Genomic DNA, 892 nt, shown 5'->3' on the forward strand with positions numbered 1-892 from the left:
GCACCACCGGCTTCACGCCCGACGGCCTGAGCGCCGCGGGCGCAGCCATCGGCCCCATCGCCGGGCTGGTCGAGGACAGCGACGGGCGCCTCTACTTCGGCCAGGCCAGCCCCGCCGGGGTGCGCCGCATCGCCTCCGCCTATGCCGGCCTGCCCTGGCAGGACCGCCTGGAGGTCCCGGGCGACGGCGGCGAGAGCCTGCGGATCTTCGATGCCCAGGGTCGCCTGCGCGAGGAGCGCGACGCCGAGACCGGCCTCACCCTGAAGACGGTGGACTATGACGCCGCCGGACAGCTGGCGAGCGTCACCGATGAGTACGACCGCACCACCACCTATGAGCGCGACGGCGCCGGGCGCATCGCTGCCGTCGTCAGCCCGACCGGCCAGCGCACCCGCATCGCCTACAACGCCTTCGGCCAGCCCGAGACCATCACCCATCCCGACGGCGCGGTCTGGGGCCTGGAATACGACGCGGCCGGCCTCCTGACCGACTACACCGATCCCAACGACCACACCACCACCTTCGCCTACGACAGCCTCAATCGCCTGATCCGCGACACCGATGCCGCCGGCGGCGGCTGGAAGTCGATCGAATACGACCTCGATCCCGAGGCCCAGCAGGTACGCTATACCTCGGCCGAGGATCGGGTGCATGGCTACACCGCCCGCACCGACACCGAGACCGGCGTGCGCACGTCGATCGACACCAGCCCCACGGGCGGCGAGACCCGTAGCCTCAGCGACCCGCTCGCGCGCACCACGACCACCACCGCCCCCGACGGCACCCGGACGATCACCGAGGTCCTGCCAAGCGCCGTGCCCTCCGGGGCCGCCGCCGACAGCCGCACCACCATCCGCCTGCCGAGCGGGCTGACCTACACCAGCGAGAGCGC

General features: G+C 72.4%; 1 pseudogene. It reads left to right on the forward strand.

The window, feature by feature from the left end:
• A pseudogene (locus G3446_RS29470) lies at nucleotides 1-892 on the forward strand (hypothetical protein); the annotation flags it as partial.

Origin of the sequence: Thiorhodococcus minor, from assembly GCF_010820565.1 — a bacterium.
Taxonomy (GTDB): Bacteria; Pseudomonadota; Gammaproteobacteria; order Chromatiales; family Chromatiaceae; genus Thiorhodococcus; species Thiorhodococcus minor.